General features: G+C 35.8%; 16 protein-coding genes. 3 read left to right on the forward strand and 13 right to left on the reverse strand.

The genetic code is table 11. The features are described from left to right. The first annotated feature begins 358 nt into the window (after window positions 1–358). Window positions 359–1,456 (forward strand): M24 family metallopeptidase, encoded by a 1,098-nt coding sequence (locus BLQ56_RS00700; protein WP_090850011.1) that lies wholly within the window; start codon window positions 359–361, stop codon window positions 1,454–1,456. 53 nt (window positions 1,457–1,509) lie between these two features. On the opposite strand, the gene BLQ56_RS00705 is transcribed toward BLQ56_RS00700, so the two are convergent. Next, window positions 1,510–1,752, reverse strand: a complete 243-nt coding sequence (locus tag BLQ56_RS00705; RefSeq protein WP_090849181.1) for a hypothetical protein — start codon at window positions 1,750–1,752, stop codon at window positions 1,510–1,512. Between the two features lie 371 nt (window positions 1,753–2,123). Next, a complete protein-coding gene (gene ald / locus BLQ56_RS00710) occupies window positions 2,124–3,245 on the reverse strand; it encodes an alanine dehydrogenase (protein WP_090849183.1) in 1,122 nt (373 codons plus the stop codon). 227 nt (window positions 3,246–3,472) lie between these two features. On the opposite strand from ald, the gene BLQ56_RS00715 reads away from it, so the two are divergent. Then, on the forward strand, window positions 3,473–4,807 hold the full coding sequence (locus tag BLQ56_RS00715) for a purine-cytosine permease family protein (RefSeq protein ID WP_090849185.1): 1,335 nt from the start codon (window positions 3,473–3,475) through the stop codon (window positions 4,805–4,807). A gap of 65 nt (window positions 4,808–4,872) precedes the next feature. Here BLQ56_RS00715 and argH read toward each other — a convergent pair whose 3' ends face one another. Next, window positions 4,873–6,243 carry an argininosuccinate lyase gene (gene argH, locus BLQ56_RS00720; RefSeq protein WP_090849187.1) on the reverse strand — a complete coding sequence of 457 codons (1,371 nt, stop codon included), beginning with the start codon at window positions 6,241–6,243 and terminating at the stop codon, window positions 4,873–4,875. Then, entirely contained in the window at window positions 6,240–7,448 is a 1,209-nt protein-coding gene (locus BLQ56_RS00725) for an argininosuccinate synthase (protein WP_175490137.1), read from the reverse strand. Before BLQ56_RS00725 ends, argH begins: the two co-directional genes overlap by 4 nt. A 227-nt stretch (window positions 7,449–7,675) precedes the next feature. Here BLQ56_RS00725 and BLQ56_RS00730 point away from each other — a divergent pair, with 227 nt between their 5' ends. Beyond that, a complete protein-coding gene (locus BLQ56_RS00730; RefSeq protein ID WP_090849191.1) occupies window positions 7,676–7,990 on the forward strand; it encodes a hypothetical protein in 315 nt (104 codons plus the stop codon). 227 nt (window positions 7,991–8,217) lie between these two features. Here BLQ56_RS00730 and BLQ56_RS00735 read toward each other — a convergent pair whose 3' ends face one another. The 9 genes from BLQ56_RS00735 to sppA all read right to left on the reverse strand — a co-directional run bounded on the left by BLQ56_RS00735 (window position 8,218) and on the right by sppA (window position 15,775). Beyond that, a complete protein-coding gene (locus BLQ56_RS00735; RefSeq protein ID WP_090849193.1) occupies window positions 8,218–8,736 on the reverse strand; it encodes a MogA/MoaB family molybdenum cofactor biosynthesis protein in 519 nt (172 codons plus the stop codon). Beyond that, window positions 8,733–9,578, reverse strand: a complete 846-nt coding sequence (locus BLQ56_RS00740; protein ID WP_090849195.1) for an EcsC family protein — start codon at window positions 9,576–9,578, stop codon at window positions 8,733–8,735. The genes BLQ56_RS00735 and BLQ56_RS00740 overlap by 4 nt, the downstream gene beginning before the upstream one ends. A gap of 176 nt (window positions 9,579–9,754) precedes the next feature. After that, entirely contained in the window at window positions 9,755–10,942 is a 1,188-nt protein-coding gene (locus BLQ56_RS00745) for an acetate kinase (protein WP_090849197.1), read from the reverse strand. A 193-nt stretch (window positions 10,943–11,135) separates the two neighbouring features. Next, window positions 11,136–12,146: a class I SAM-dependent methyltransferase gene (locus BLQ56_RS00750; protein WP_090849199.1), complete on the reverse strand. Its 1,011-nt coding sequence runs from the start codon at window positions 12,144–12,146 to the stop codon at window positions 11,136–11,138. 120 nt (window positions 12,147–12,266) lie between these two features. After that, the gene (tpx, locus tag BLQ56_RS00755) at window positions 12,267–12,767 is read right to left on the reverse strand and encodes a thiol peroxidase (protein ID WP_090849201.1); all 501 of its coding nucleotides are present in this window, start codon (window positions 12,765–12,767) and stop codon (window positions 12,267–12,269) included. A 181-nt stretch (window positions 12,768–12,948) separates the two neighbouring features. Beyond that, the gene (ytfJ, locus tag BLQ56_RS00760) at window positions 12,949–13,395 is read right to left on the reverse strand and encodes a GerW family sporulation protein (RefSeq protein WP_090849203.1); all 447 of its coding nucleotides are present in this window, start codon (window positions 13,393–13,395) and stop codon (window positions 12,949–12,951) included. 19 nt (window positions 13,396–13,414) lie between these two features. Next, window positions 13,415–14,110, reverse strand: coding sequence for a DUF2953 domain-containing protein (locus tag BLQ56_RS00765; protein ID WP_090849205.1), 696 nt, complete (start codon window positions 14,108–14,110; stop codon window positions 13,415–13,417). 133 nt (window positions 14,111–14,243) lie between these two features. Next, on the reverse strand, window positions 14,244–14,747 hold the full coding sequence (locus BLQ56_RS00770) for an RDD family protein (RefSeq protein WP_090849207.1): 504 nt from the start codon (window positions 14,745–14,747) through the stop codon (window positions 14,244–14,246). A 14-nt stretch (window positions 14,748–14,761) separates the two neighbouring features. Next, a complete protein-coding gene (gene sppA, locus BLQ56_RS00775) occupies window positions 14,762–15,775 on the reverse strand; it encodes a signal peptide peptidase SppA (protein WP_090849209.1) in 1,014 nt (337 codons plus the stop codon). Window positions 15,776–15,834: the final 59 nt, after the last annotated feature.

Raw genomic sequence — 15,834 nt, forward strand, 5'->3', positions numbered from 1 at the left:
ACTGTTTTCTCAAAGGTTGTTGTTTTAGACATATAATATTAAAACCGTAGTAACAAGCAGGATGAATACACGTAGACTCCTGTGGGACCAATGGCCAAAGTGAGACCCCACAGGAGCATTATCGACGAGGAGGCTCACTTGTCACCCACCGGACGCGGAGTGTATTCAGCCTGCGGCTTTTAAAAAGCAACAATCAATACGAAAACAGCTTATTTCTATGACTATTTTAAAAATAAGATAAACATTCGTTCTTCTTTACTCATCTTTTCCCATAAAAAAAATCTCCAAACATAAGGTGATAATGTTTACTTTATTAAGTAGAGTTGCTAATCTATCATTAAAAGAAAGGGTGAAACATTTGAATCATCGTTTAGAAAAAACTGCAGACTGGTTAAAAGAAAAAGACATATCTTTTTGTATGTTAACATCAACCCCAAATGTATTTTACTTATCTGGATTTTACACAGAACCTCATGAAAGGCTCTTGGCTATGTTTGTTTTTCCAGAAGAAGAACCATTTTTGGTTTGTCCAGCAATGGAAATTTCCCAAGCAAGAGCAAGCGGATGGGAATATGAGGTTGTTGGATTTAGTGATACGGATGACCCGTGGGAGTTAATTAAAATTGCACTCACAAAGAGGAACCTTAATGTTTCAACGATCGCGATCGAAAAAGAACATTTGAATATTGAAAGATATGAAAAACTCAAATCACTTTATGCTAATACTTCATTTGTGTCTGCTGAGGAAAAACTACATACGTTAAGAATGATAAAGGATGAGCAAGAAGCAGCGATTTTAAGAGAGGCAGCAAAATTAGCAGATTACGGAGTAGAGGTTGGAGTTAACGCACTCGCTAAAGGGAAAGCAGAACTAGATATTTTAGGTGAAATCGAATTTGAATTAAAGAGAAAAGGAATTCGCCAAATGTCATTTGATACAATGGTTTTGACAGGCCTTAAAACAGCAAGCCCCCACGGGAAACCTGGGCTAGAAAAAATTGCTGATGGACACTTAGTTTTGTTTGATCTGGGAGTGGTTTTAGATGGGTATTGTTCTGATATTACAAGAACTGTAGCATTCGGAAGAATTGATGAAAGACAAAAGGAAATCTACGATACCGTATTAAAGGCTCAGAAAAATGCGATTTCAACATGTAAACCTGGAATTGCAATAGGAGAAATTGATATTGCAGCACGTTCTATCATTACCCAAGCAGGGTTTGGGGACTATTTCACACACCGCGTAGGTCACGGACTTGGAATTAATGTACACGAGTTTCCATCATTAAATAGTACAAACGCCATGCTACTACAAACTGGAATGGCCTTTACAATAGAGCCAGGTATATATCTGGATGGAGTAGGTGGCGTTAGAATTGAAGACGATTTAATGATTACTAATTCTAGTGTCGAAGTTCTTACAAACTATCCAAAAGAATTACAAATTATTAAATAATATTGTCTTTTACAGAGTAGAACATATTCTTTAGCTTCTACTCTTTTTTCTATTTATTGAAGTCTTTTCGAATAAATCCCAACAGCAATGCTTTCAATATAAGGTTTAACTTTCCCATTACGTGATTGTATTCGGCTGAGTGATTCCACGATCTTTGCTTGCTCTTTATTACAAGCAACCAACTCCACCTCTGAGAATAAGGTTTTTATATCCGTCATATAAGTCGTCTTATCTATTTTAAATTTAATTTTTTCATCTTGGATTGGTTCAATTAAGCTCATGATCTCATGTTTCATTTCTAATAACCCCTTCATTGGTTGTTAAACACTTCTCTTCACTTATTATCCCTTACTTCCACGAAGATATATATCACCAATTTATCCTATATTATAATTTCCATCCTCTCCTGGATAGGAGTTAAGTACTATAAATCAATCATAAAATGAAATAGGTAATGAATGGGAAAGAATTTATTTACACTAATTTCCCTTATAATCCAGAAGTGAGAAAAACTACACATAGAGTTGAAGACAATAAGAAGAGTTTTGCTTTAAGAAATAAAGAGGAATTTTACTAATGATCGGAACACAAGATACGTACTTCCTGCGGAGGATATCCCTTAAAAGTTCGCATCTGTAGTTCCTTTCCTAGTAAATAGCAGTATTTACTAGGAAATACCTAATAAATCTTTCGTGTTTGAATATGATAATCCATGGGCATCAGCTACCGCTTTATAAGTCACAAATCCATTTAATGTATTTATACCTTTTAGAAGTGCATCATTCTCTGTACAAGCACGCTTATAACCTTTATTCGCAATTTGAATGGCATATGGAACAGTCACATTTGTTAAAGCAATCGTTGAAGTCCTAGGAACTGCTCCTGGCATATTCGCTACAGCATAATGAACCACATCAAACTTTAGATAAGTTGGATCATCATGAGTTGTTATTCGATCAGTTGTTTCAAAAATCCCACCTTGATCAATTGCAATATCTACTACAACTGATCCTGAGGACATTGTTTGAATCATTTCCTCTGTTACAAGCTTTGGAGCCTTAGCTCCTGGGATCAACACCGCACCAATGACTAAATCAGACTCCTTTACAGCCTGAGCAATATTTAATGGATTTGACATTAGGGTTGTAATATCGTTACCGAAAATGTCATCTAATTGACGTAGCCTTTCTGGATTAAGGTCGATAATCGTTACTTGTGCACCAAGACCAATAGCCATTTTCGCTGCGTTTGTGCCAGCGACCCCCCCACCAATAATGGTAACTTTACCTCGCCTTACACCTGGTACACCTGCAAGTAGAATTCCTTTTCCACCTTTTGGTTTTTCTAAATATTGCGCACCTAACTGTGATGCCATTCTCCCAGCAACTTCACTCATTGGTGTTAATAGAGGAAGGGACCCATTTGCTAATTGTACAGTTTCATACGCGATTCCAACTACCTTCTTCTCTGTAAGTGCTGCTGTTAATTCTGGCTCAGGTGCTAAGTGTAAATATGTAAACAAAATTAAATCCTCTTTAAAATAACGATATTCAGAAGCTAATGGCTCTTTTACTTTCATGACCATATCCATTTCCCAAGCTTCTGATGCAGTAGATACAATCTTTGCACCTGCTTCAATATATTGCTTATCTGAAAATCCAGATCCTTCCCCTGCGTTTGTTTCAATAAATACTTCATGACCGAAACGAATTAGGTTAACAACTCCAGCAGGAGTCATCGCAACACGATTTTCATTATTCTTTATTTCTTTGGGTATACCAATACGCATAATTAAAACCTCCTATATCCAACTACTATGTTATGTCGAGATCTAATTCAAACTACCCTTTTCAGGTAAACTATATCACCAAACAAATTGAGATTAAACTAAAATTTAGAGAATCATCCTTATTCAAATTTGTTTGAATTTTACGATTTTGGTAAGATGTATAAGACCTTCCAAATTATTTTAAAATCTTAATAAAACACTACTATCGAAAAGAGGAATTCTCTCATATGTCTTCAGATCTTGAATCTCCCACACCTATTAAAAATTCAGCAATAGAAACCTTCGGCCTAGAGCCCGTTCCTGTTGAATTAAGAAAAACATCTTGGAAAGAGTATTTTATTATACAAGCTGCTTTTTCTGTCAATTCAGGGAATTTCCTAGTACCTGCACTTGCAGTATTAGAAGGTGGTTTATCTTTCTTTGCTGCTATTATTAGTACTGTAATTGGGGCAGCGATAGCGTTTTTGTTTGTGTCAATCTTATCATTACCTGGAGCAAATAATGGCATACCTTCTCAATATGCGGTTCGCTCAATGCTCGGCCTTTATCCTGCAAGATACTTCGCATCACCAGTTAGAACCATTACCTCACTTTATTGGTTTGCAGTACAAACAATTGGTGGAACCTATGTTTTAATAGGTATTCTCGAAAGTCATTTTGAAATAAGATTACCATTTCTTCCAGTATCAATTATGTTTGCTATAATTATGTCTATATTAGCTTTAATTGGGTTTAATGCTGTAAAAAAAGCAACAAAACTGTTCTTACCATTCCTTTTATTAGGTCAGCTAACCATTTTATATTTATATTTATCATCAAACAAACATTCTCTCACACAGATTAATGAGCAAGGCTCTTGGAATACTGGGACAATGTGTTTTTTCGCTAGCCTTGCCTTTGTTCAATATATATCAGGGGTAAGTTCGTCTTCTGATATGACAAGATATGCTTCATCCTCAACCCATGCATTTTGGGGATTATACAGTGGTAATCTTATTGGGTTTATGATGACTTCAATTTTAGGAGCGTTTGCAGCTACTTACAGTAATGAATGGAACCCATTTATTACCTCCACCCAATTAACAAATTCGACCCCTGTTGTAATCCTTATACTTACTTGTGCGCTTGTTTCAATGTTATCGATAAATCTAAGTAATGCTTATACAGGTGGATATAGTTTATTAAATATCTTCCCTAAGCTTGGTAGAGTTAGGAGTGCCATAAGCTTTGGAGGAACTGCTATCTTATTAAGTGCCTTCCCTGCCTTCGTCGAGGAAGCTAAGCAGTTTATATCGCTACTCGGCGCGTTTATTATTCCCTTATCTGCAGTTTTGGTTATCGATTTTATCCTGATAAAAAAGCGCCAACTCACATCAGAGGACCTTGGAGGGTTATTGAACCATTCATATCTTTACAACAAAAGAGCGATGATATGTATAGTTATTGGGGTATTATTATACCTAATCATTCCAGAACAACAATCACCTGGATTCTTAGCGTTTATCATCACAGGATGCTGTTATTTAGGTATAAGCATCCATCCACTCAAACATCATTCATAAGCAATAAAAAGAGGGAATGTCGTTAAAGTGCTTTGAGCACTCTAACGACATTCCCTTTGTATTTGTTAATTATTTTCTTTAATTTTCGCTAACGCTTTTCGTACCTGGTCAAAACCTGTACCACCAGCACTGTTTCGTCTACCTACTGCGTTCGTCGGAAGTAAAACTTCATAAATATCCTCTGAAAATAAGTCAGAAGCTTCTTTGTAATCTTCCATCGATAGGTCAAGTAAATAAATTCCTCTTTCGATACAAGTTAACACTAGTTTTCCTACTACTTCATGTGCATCCCTAAATGGCAGTCCTTTTGAAGCAAGATAATCTGCAAGCTCGGTTGCATTTGAAAAGTCTTTTTTTACTGCTTCAGCCATTACTTCTGTTTTAACTTTCAAAGTGGATATCATGCCTGCAAAGATTTTCAAGGAACCTTTTATTGTTTGAACTGTGTCAAACATACCTTCCTTATCTTCCTGCATATCTTTATTATAAGCAAGTGGTGTCCCCTTAAGTACCGTTAACAAGCCAAATAAGTTACCGTATACTCTTCCGGTCTTACCTCTGATAAGTTCAGCCATATCTGGATTCTTTTTCTGTGGCATAATACTACTACCAGTTGCAAAAGCATCATCAATTTCTACAAATTGAAATTCTTGGCTTGACCAAAGAATTAGCTCCTCACAAAAACGTGATAAGTGCATCATAACAAGTGAACAGTTACTTAGAAATTCGACGATAAAATCACGATCACTTACAGCATCGATACTATTTTCATAAATTCCATCAAAGCCTAGCAATTCAGCACTATAATGACGGTCAATTGCAAAAGTAGTACCTGCTAACGCTCCAGCTCCTAAAGGTGATAGATTTATACGCTTCATCGAATCACTCAAACGCTCCGCATCTCGCTCAAACATTGAATGGTATGCTAGTAAATGATGTGCAAAAGAAATCGGTTGTGCTCTTTGTAAATGAGTATAACCAGGGACGATTGTTTCCACATGTTGCTCAGCTTGGCTAACAATTGCTCCTTGTACTTCCTTCACTAAGCCGATTATTTCATCGACTTGATTTCGTAAGTATAAATGCATATCTGTCGCAACTTGATCATTACGACTTCTACCAGTATGAAGCTTGCCACCAACAGGACCAATTTCATCGATTAACATTTTTTCTAAATTCAAATGGATATCTTCCTGAGCTACAGAGAACTGTAGCTCATTCTTTTTTGCCTTTTCTAATAAAGTCGATAAGCCATTCTTTATTTTTTCAACTTCTTCTACAGAAAGTATATCGCATTTTCCAAGCATGGTTACATGTGCAAGACTACCTTCAATATCTTCTTTAACTAGTTCTTGGTCAAAAGAGATCGAAGCACCGAATTCATCTACCCATTCTTCAGCGCTTTTTACAAATCGACCACCCCATAATTTTTTCACACATTCACCTTCTTGTTATTTACAATGCTATTAACTTTCGTTGGAAGTCCCCAAAGTGAAATGAATCCAACAGCAGCATTGTGGTCAAACTCATCATCTGATGTATATGTGGCTAATTTTTCATTATATAAAGAGTAATCTGATTTACGTCCCTCAACAATTGCATGACCTTTGAACAATTTAACACGTACAACACCTGTCACTGTTTTTTGAGTTTCATCAAGAAACGCAGTTAAAGCGTCTTTAAGTGGTGAGAACCATAAACCATTATAAATAAGTTCAGTTAATTTTTGACCAATGATTGGTTTAAAATGTGCCACTTCTTTTACAAGTGTAATATCTTCTAATTCCTTATGTGCTTTTAATAATGTAATCGCACCAGGGCATTCATAAACTTCACGTGACTTAATACCAACTAGGCGGTTTTCAACATGATCAATACGACCAACACCGTGTTTTCCAGCAACATAGTTAAGCTCAAGAATTAAGTCTGCTAATTTATATGACTTACCATTTATAGTCGTTGGAACACCCTTTTCAAATCCAATTTCAATGATTTCAGGTGTATCAGGTGTTTTATCAAGTGGTGTTGTCAAATCATAAGCTTCTTCTGGTGGAGCAACCCATGGATCTTCTAGAACTCCACACTCATTGCTTCTTCCCCATAAGTTTTGGTCAATTGAAAATGGACTATCCAAGTTGACTGGAATTGGAATGTCATGCTTTTTTGCGTAGTCAATTTCTTCTTCACGTGACCAACCCCACTCACGTACAGGAGCAATTACTTCTAGATTTGGATTTAACGCATTGATTGAAACTTCAAAACGTACTTGGTCGTTTCCTTTTCCAGTACAACCGTGAGCAACAGCTACTGCACCTTCTTTTTCAGCAACTTCAACAAGCTTCTTAGCTATAAGTGGGCGAGATAATGCAGAAACTAATGGATATTTACCTTCATATAATGCATGTGCTTTTAATGCATATAATGCATAATCATTCGCAAATTCATCTTTTGCATCAATCACATAAGAAGAAATCGCTCCGACCGTTAAAGCCTTTGATTTAACAAATTCTAAATCTTTACCTTCACCAACATCTAAACAACATGCTACAACTGCATATCCCTGTTCTTGTAACCATTTAATTGCAACACTTGTATCTAATCCACCAGAATAGGCTAGAATTACTTTTTTATTCATTTTCATATCCCCCAATTAGTATATTAATTCGTTTTACTTAATATTTATTCATTATCAATAGATATACTTTAGCAACATTTTTCTTTTTTTTCAATACTTATACAAAAAAAAGTATAAAAATAAATTTTTACATAAGATTATATGTTTTAATTCTTGATTGAGTGAAACAAGTGGGCATTCTTTTTTTCATAGTGTAAAATGAATGATAGATAGATTCTTGGGGGGACCAAACATTGAAGGACTATTTTAAATTTGATGAACGACTAGGTATTAGAATCCCAGTATTTTCTAAACCTTGGGATGAATATAGTGATAGTGAGCAGCAAGAAATCCTGATGCTTTGGGAAGGGATACGGGGGAGAATCCCTGATCGAATCGCTGAATTAGAGGACATCATTAATGAAAAGCAAGTTCAATTAGGTAATGAACTGGATTTTCCACGATCTTGTCAATTGAATTCAGAAATTTCCGAGCACGCTTCCATTATCAATGATTTATGGCTTTGGTATCGAACAAACCAAAAAGTTTCGCAAAAGGGACATTTTTAATTTTTTTAGAGGATAAATAGAGGTTAGCCTGTATCAGGCTAACCTCAGAGTGTAGACAAAGTATAATTTGTAAAACCCAGGCTGATTGAAAACGCTTGAAGTCGAGGCGCGAACCCTTGGGAGGAGCGGAGTTACCATGAGGGTAATGAGCACCGAGCGAGGGTTCGCAACGAAGAAGGCAAGCGTTTGTCAACAGCCTGAGGTTAGCCTGTATCAGGCTAACCTCTTTAACTTTTTAGATCTTTTTTAATTTCACCAACAACATGACCTAATTCTGGTAGGATTAACTTTTCCATGGCTAATCTAACTGCACCTGTTGATCCTGGTGTTGAAAATATAGCAGTGTCATTAGATACACCAGCCACTGCCCGGGACATGATTGCTGATGACCCAATATCTTCTGTATAGCTTAGCATCCTAAATATCTCCCCAAAACCAACGATTTCTTTATCTAGAAGAGATAATACCGTTTCGATTGTCACATCTCGCTTTGCAATACCAGTACCACCATTTGTTAAAACAGCATCAATTCCCTCTGTTTCACAGCCTTTAGTAACTTCATCATAAATAGCTCGTTTATCATCCTTAACAATCTTGTATTCAACCACTTCATGACCAACTTCTTTTAACAAAGAGGACATTAATTGACCACTTTTATCTGTTTCTTTCGTCCTTGTGTCACTTATAGTAATGATTTTACATTTAACGATACGTGGTGAGTCTTGCTTATGTTTAACTGAACTCACAAATCTGATCCTGCCTTTTCCTTTAAGTATCGATATTGATAAAACTTATGTGTAAACTCCGTTATTTGTCTGGTAAATTGATAGTTCATACTTGCGCCAATAGTCATGCCTATTAATGGCAACCCCTGAATTAGCTTCTTTCTAAACATGAAAATAACGAATCCCTTTAGAATTTGTTTTAAGGGCTGACCCATCCAAGTTTCATTTATCAATTGATCATTTCCTTCATACAAATAAAGATTCTCTTGCGTTAAATCGTTTAATTCCTCAATAAGCTCTATCCAACCTTGATGCTTTACATTTTTAGGTAAGGTTGCTGAATGAAAAACTTTTAGTGATAACATCATTTCGTATGGTGTACTTGTTTCATACCCGTAGGTCATAGCAATGAGTTGAACAGCTCTAAGGTTAATTGTAGTCATTGTTAGAATATCTGTACCCACTAACAAAAGACCACCTGTACCAACTAGCCCACCTTGAGCGAATGAATAGACTCGATGCTTTGCAATCTGATGTTCAGCTAAGTATGTAAGTTGATCTAAGGACAGTTTTTTTAAATCGGTTAATTGGTCTACTTCTTGAAATGCCCTAGCAGATGTGATAATTCTTTCTCTTGCATCCATCTGCAACTGTGTTCCTTGAATAACTGCATGAAGATGAAATAACCAGTTGTCAATTTTGGAAAAAAATTCACTTCTTATTTCTTCTGGAACTAACTGAAATGTTTGCTCCATTACTTTATCATATGTCATTTGAAAGTCAGTTTGTTCATATTCACACAATTGATCAGACCAATGATGGATTTGGTCGAGTACACTTCTCTCACGCTCAGACAAAGTCACGAGTTTAAGCCCCCTATCCTATAATTATTATCCAATTATATCATATTTGAATTATCTTTTATTAGTAAGACACTATGCAAAGGATCTTTGAGACAAAGGGGGATTGAGAGAGAGGCTTATCTTTTCACATAAAAAAAGTGTAGAGAAAAGTAATTTTCTACTACACTTTTGTTTGATTATTGTGCTAAACGTACAGCGTCACGCGCAATCATGACTTCTTCGTTTGTAGGTATAATAATAACCTTTACTGGTGAGTGTGGGTAGTTAATAAACGCTTCTTCCCCACGAACTTGGTTAAGCGCTGGATCCCAATAAATACCCATGAATTCTAACCCGCGAAGTACACGTGCACGAATTGTATCGCTATTTTCACCGATTCCAGCGGTAAAAATAATTGCATCAACTCCATACATTCTTGCAGCATATGAGCCAATATATTTATGGATACGACTAGCAAAGACTTCAAGTGCTAATTCAGCACGCTCGTTTCCTTTTCCAGCCTCCGCCTCGATGTCACGTAAATCACTTGAAAATCCTGATATCCCCAAGATTCCACTCTTTTTATTTAAGACATCTAGTACTTCATCTGCAGTTTGTCCCGTTTTTTCCATAATGTAAGGCATTAGAGAAGGGTCAATATTACCAGAACGTGTTCCCATAGCCACTCCAGCTAGTGGAGTAAAGCCCATTGAAGTATCGATTGATTTACCGCCTTCAATCGCTGCAATACTTGCACCATTTCCTAAGTGACAAGAAATTAAACGTAATTGTTCTAGTGGTCGTCCTAATAATTCTGCTGCACGTTCAGACACATACTTATGAGATGTTCCGTGGAAACCGTATTTACGAATTCCATATTTCTCATAATATTCATAAGGTAGACTATAAAGAAATGACTTTTCTGGCATAGTTTGATGAAATGCTGTATCAAAGACCGCTACAGCTGGTACATTCGGTAAAACCGCTTTGAAAGCCTTGATTCCAGTTATGTTTGCCGGATTATGAAGTGGCGCTAATTCTGCTAATTTGTCTAATTTCATTAAGATTTCGTCTGTAATTAGAACAGAGTCACTAAATTCCTCTCCACCATGTACAACACGATGACCTATTCCATCTATTTCATCTAATGATTTAATAATTCCTGTTTTTGTTAACTTGTCTAATAAAATCTTAACAGCAACTGAATGATCAGGAATTTCAGTTACTTCTGTTTGTTTCTCACCATTTACGCTAATATTAAAAATTGCATTATCAAGACCAATTCTTTCGACTAAGCCTTTAGTAACAACTTCTTCACTTGGCATTTCAAATAACTGAAATTTTAAAGATGAACTTCCTGCGTTTATTGCAATAATTTTTGACATTTCTCCCGCTCCTTTAAGTTTGAGTTCCCAAGTTGTATGTAACAGTATCATTCTCTACATTATTCTATGCAATTTGACACTTTTTATCTGCCTTTTCCATTTAAACATCGGGAACCTAACATTTCAAGAGTAAGAACTAATTGGTACCGTTTTCGCCACAAATTTATTAAATTCTGACAACTAATAGACTTATTTAATGCGTTTTTTCTACAGATTCCTTCTCATCCTCAAACCATTGATCTATTTGTTGGATCATTCTAGCCATCGAGTCTCTATTTGAAAAGGATGGAAGGCTCGCTAATAATGCTTGTTTAGGAGCAAGAACATTTTCTGCCTTTTTCTGTAAAATAAAGACACTTTTTGCAGCTTCTTTTTTCTTAAACATGGTTGATGGTAACTGAATTAAACCTTGAATGTGCATATTTTCTGTAATAAAAGTATTTAACTTGTTAGCTTCAGCACTTTCGAATAGCGCATTCGGGATAAGAAGTACAAGATAACCACCGGGCTTTATATATTTATAGCTCTGTTCAATGAACAAATGGTGTGCATAAGAATGACCAGTATCTGCCTTCATTTTATAATTTGAAGCATTTACATCGTTTGGGTAGTATCCATATGGTAAATCGCAAACAATTACGTCAACAGGGTCTACATATAATGGTTCGAGACTATCTTGGTTATATAGTTGAATGTTATGCTTCTGCAAGTTTGCATTTACATATGACAATTTTATTAACAAATCATCGATATCAGAGCCAAATGCATTTATTGTTTTCCCAGTGTTTTGATTCATGATTGCTGTTAATAAATTACCAGTTCCGATTGCTGGATCAAAAATCGCAACCTCTTCTTTATCATGACTAAGCTTTCTAACAAGATAACCCATAAATAGTGCCACAGCATCAGGAGTCATCTGATGATTTACTTGAGCTCCTTCGTGCATTCCCTTAAGTATGGCGAGTTGATACGCCTTTCTAATTTCTTCATTGGAATAATTTCTTTTTAAGATTGAGCTGTACTCTTTTTCTAGTCTCTTCTTATTTAGTTCACTTATGTTTTCTTGTAAAATGGATTGTTGAAATATATTTTCTCCAGTTTCTGCAACGGCTTCTATGTATGTACAAGATAGTTCTTCTTTTAATAGTGTGGCAGTTTCATCAATAATGGTGAACAATATTTCCACTTGTGATCTTTGTTCCATTGTGTCCTCCTATTAGACTCCTTATTGTTAAAAGCTCTTAAATGTAAAAGAGCCCTAAGTTTCCAGGGCTCTATACTGTTCATAAGCTTCTACGTATTTGATTATGTAGTATAATGATTTTTATTTTGCAGCTTTAGCAGCTTCGATTGCACCTTCGTAATTAGGGTGATCTGTTGCTTCGCTCACATACTCTACATACGTTACTTTATCACTGCTATCGATAACAAAGACTGCACGTGCAAGTAAACGTAATTCTTTAATCGCAACTCCAAATGCCTCACCAAATGAAAGATCACGATGGTCAGAAAGTGTTTGAACAGCCTCAATGCCATTAGATCCACACCAGCGTTTTTGCGCAAACGGTAAGTCAACACTTACTGTTAGTATTTTAACATTTTCAAGACTTGCTGCAGCTTCATTAAAACGTCGTGTTTGTGCATCACACACTCCTGTATCAATTGAAGGAACAACACTTACTAAACGTACTGACCCCTTAGAGCTTGCAAGTGTTACTGGAGATAAATCATTTGCTAATACAGTGAAATCTGGAGCAGTATCCCCAACCTTTACTTCTTGACCAAGTAATGTAACCGGATTACCTTTAAATGTTATATTTGCCATCCCAATTCCTCCTTTATTGTATGTACATGTAAATTCTAGCTATATCTCTCGAAGATTGCAACGTTTAGGATTGGTTATTTAGAAAATTTTACAATAAAGGCTTGCGAAGAAAAAAGGCTATTCCATAAGTGCCAGCGTTTTGCTGTGCATGATTCTTAGGGAAAAGCCCAATTCGTAAATCTTAAATATCAAAATCTTGATTATTTTGATTTTGTGATTGTTGTTGGTTATTACCTTGACCTTGACTTTTACTTTTAAACATTTGTTGCACTTTATCAACTGCTTGTGGTGCAAGTTCTAATAGTTTCTCGTATAGGTGTGTATTTTCATCAAGATGCAGCATTTTAACACCTTGAGCATTTACGATAAGGAAAGCGATTGGTGTAATAGATACTCCTCCACCACTTCCTCCACCAAATGGTAAGCTTGAAGATTCTCCATCTTTTGAAGGAGACCCACCAAATTCACTACCACCTGCTGCAAAACCAAATCCGACCTTTGATACTGTAAGAATCACACTTCCATCTGGTGTTTCAACAGGGTCACCAATGATTGTATTAACATCAATCATTTCCTTTAAGTTTTCCATTGCTGTAGTCATTAACCCTTTAATTGGATGATCAGCCATTACAATTCCTCCTAGCTTTTTACTGATTTTTTGAATTACTACCTGATAACATGGAAAGTGGTTTTGTTTTAAATTTCGGCAATCCACCCTTCCAATATTTAACCAGTCTAATTCCTGCTAACATAGCATTCCCTACTCTAAAATGAAACATACATTCAAATTTAGTCTCAGAGTTAAGCTGTTGGAATAGAGGAGTAATTGTAATATGAGGTTGACCTTTTAATCTCATATATTGGCTTATTACCCCCAAAAGACACCCCTTCACAGACCATCCTAGTCCAACAAAAATACCTGTATGTGCTGCATCTCCTATTCCAAAAACTGAATGCCATTCTAACTTTGATATTGTCACTTTTTTGAAAAACTTCTTAATTATTCTGTGTAGATTCGCTACATGTTCAATAATCTTTTCCGAATCCTTTATGGCACGGATAATTTCATCGGGAGAAAACTTTTCACTTTTATTTTTTGCATTTTCTTTTTTTAAATTACTTTTTTCTTCATGCTTAACAACAACACTCGCTGAATCATCATCAAGCTTCATTAGTGGTATATGAATGGTATACCTTATTAGCCCCAACCATGTACTGAGCTTAATTCTTACATCTTGGCTCTTAGGTGAGTGATTGATTTGGATTAATACTGTTAACTTACTAATAATGATTAAAAATAAAATGGCAATAATAACGAGAAAAATAATGAAGACCCATTTCACTACACTCACTCCCTTCAATCTTCCATTATCACCCTTCGCTAAATGTTATAAACATTATTTTCAAAAAAAGGTATCGGCCCTACAAAAGATAGATCCCCATGAAAAAGAACACCATTTCTGGTGTTCTTTTTCTTTAAGACTGCTTTATTAATTCCTTATGTTCATGTACAACCGTCGTTTCAGAAAACAAATCATGAATTCCCTGTTTCTTAGGCAGAAACGCAACGATTAAATAGCCTATATATGTTATCTTTGATATAAATCTTCCGATAAACTCACGAAATATGACAGTAGACCATGTAAGTTCTTTATTTGAAAGAGAAATCACCTTCAAACCAAATATCATTTTACCTAAGGTCTGCTTAAAATATTTAGTCATTAGCACAAAGTACAGAAAGTATGTGATGGCAGTTAAGATAGACACTGGCGCAAACATATTTGGGTCCCCAATAGGGATATCTAATAGCCTTAAAATTGGATAAATAATAATCCTATTAAGGCTGGCAATTACAATTAAATCGAGTAGATATGCCCAGAACCTCATCCAAAATCCTGCATATTGAACATATAAAACATTATTGTGAGAAGGGACAAGATCTTGAGATTTTTGTTCGGTCGAATCATATTGTATATCCATGAGCGCTCGCCTCCTTACTTAGCATATAAATACATCATTCTAGGTGAATTAGGTTGAGAAAGTAACTGTACAAGAGAAGCCATTTCAATATCATCTGTAAAGATCTTCTTAGCACTCATTGAAAATAGGGAACCAAAACCATAGTTAGCTTCATACTCAACAACACTAATGTCACCTAACTCATGATCTTTCTTCATTGCTTCCACAGCATCCTCAAAATAGCCTAACTCATCAACTAAATTTAATTCTTTAGCTTGCCTACCATCATAGATTCGACCATCAGCAATCTTTCTTACTTCTGCTTCCGATAAATTCCGTCCTTCTGCAATTACATCAACGAAACCTTCATAAGCGTTATTGACCATGTTCTGAAGAATTTCCCTTTCCTCAGGCGTCATGTCTCTTGATGCAGACATGATGTCTTTATACTCACCGCTTTTTATCGTTTCAAATGTAACTCCATATTTTTCTGCTAACCCACTATAATTAATACCTTGCATAATTACGCCCAAAGAACCAGTTAATGTGTCAGGCACTGCAAAAATCTTATCAGCTGGTGCTGAAATATAATAACCTCCCGATGCAGCCATTGTTCCCATTGATACATAAATTGGTTTCTCTGTTTCCTCTCTTAACTCAACCAGTCGATTATGAATCTCTGCACTTTCGACTACTCCACCACCAGGTGAATTAACTCGTAATATAATCCCTTTAACTGTGTTATCCTCTTTTGCCTGGTCAATCATTCTAAGAAATGCTTGATGTTGATATCCAATTGGACTAAATAACGAAGATACGTCATCACCAGTATCTTGTATGGCCCCATTTACTTCTAAAACTAAGATTTTATCTAATCCACCACCCTGTATGAGAGGCTTTTCAATAAATTCTGTATCAGCACCACCTAAAAACCCTTCAGTCCAACTTTCACCTTCTTTAAAAGCAATAGCCGAAGCAAAATTCATGATGATTGATATGATAAAAAGCCCTGCAGCAATTCCTAAGGCTGCCCATCGTTTTCCATTCATTAAATGTACAACTCCTTTTTTATCCTTTTTTTAAAACTACCAATGTTCTTTACGGTTCA

It is taken from the genome of Litchfieldia salsa (assembly GCF_900104555.1).
GTDB lineage: Bacteria > Bacillota > Bacilli > Bacillales > Bacillaceae_L > Litchfieldia > Litchfieldia salsa.

What these genes read in the sequence shown, in the direction of transcription:
- tpx (WP_090849201.1), bottom strand. Translation starts at nt 12,767, where the DNA reads ATGGCAAATATAACATTTAAAGGTAATCCGGTTACATTACTTGGTCAA.
- ald (WP_090849183.1), bottom strand. Translation starts at nt 3,245, where the DNA reads ATGCGTATTGGTATACCCAAAGAAATAAAGAATAATGAAAATCGTGTT.
- BLQ56_RS00745 (WP_090849197.1), bottom strand. Translation starts at nt 10,942, where the DNA reads ATGTCAAAAATTATTGCAATAAACGCAGGAAGTTCATCTTTAAAATTT.
- BLQ56_RS00750 (WP_090849199.1), bottom strand. Translation starts at nt 12,146, where the DNA reads ATGGAACAAAGATCACAAGTGGAAATATTGTTCACCATTATTGATGAA.
- BLQ56_RS00705 (WP_090849181.1), bottom strand. Translation starts at nt 1,752, where the DNA reads ATGAAACATGAGATCATGAGCTTAATTGAACCAATCCAAGATGAAAAA.
- ytfJ (WP_090849203.1), bottom strand. Translation starts at nt 13,395, where the DNA reads ATGGCTGATCATCCAATTAAAGGGTTAATGACTACAGCAATGGAAAAC.
- sppA (WP_090849209.1), bottom strand. Translation starts at nt 15,775, where the DNA reads ATGAATGGAAAACGATGGGCAGCCTTAGGAATTGCTGCAGGGCTTTTT.
- BLQ56_RS00715 (WP_090849185.1), top strand. Translation starts at nt 3,473, where the DNA reads ATGTCTTCAGATCTTGAATCTCCCACACCTATTAAAAATTCAGCAATA.
- BLQ56_RS00725 (WP_175490137.1), bottom strand. Translation starts at nt 7,448, where the DNA reads ATGAAAATGAATAAAAAAGTAATTCTAGCCTATTCTGGTGGATTAGAT.
- BLQ56_RS00770 (WP_090849207.1), bottom strand. Translation starts at nt 14,747, where the DNA reads ATGGATATACAATATGATTCGACCGAACAAAAATCTCAAGATCTTGTC.